Annotated in this window: 2 rRNA genes; both read left to right on the plus strand. The window is 53.7% G+C overall.

Annotation, left to right across the window (positions count from 1 at the left end):
- Window positions 1-94, plus strand: a 23S ribosomal RNA gene (locus tag ACERY3_RS25475); the annotation flags it as partial.
- A gap of 69 nt (window positions 95-163) precedes the next feature.
- A 5S ribosomal RNA gene (gene rrf / locus ACERY3_RS25480) occupies window positions 164-255 on the plus strand; the annotation flags it as partial.

Here is a 255-nt window from a genome sequence, read left to right on the forward strand (position 1 = left end):
GGAACGTTGAAGACTACGACGTTGATAGGTCGGGTGTGTAAGCGCAGCGATGCGTTGAGCTAACCGATACTAATGAACCGTGAGGCTTAACCTTACAACGCCGAAGCTGTTTCGGCGAAGAGACAGACACGATTTTCAGCCTGATACAGATTAACAGAATTTGCCTGGCGGCTTTAGCGCGGTGGTCCCACCTGACCCCATGCCGAACTCAGAAGTGAAACGCCGTAGCGCCGATGGTAGTGTGGGGTCTCCCCA

This window comes from Enterobacter cloacae complex sp. ESBL7, from assembly GCF_041679625.1.
Lineage (GTDB): Bacteria > Pseudomonadota > Gammaproteobacteria > Enterobacterales > Enterobacteriaceae > Enterobacter > Enterobacter asburiae_B.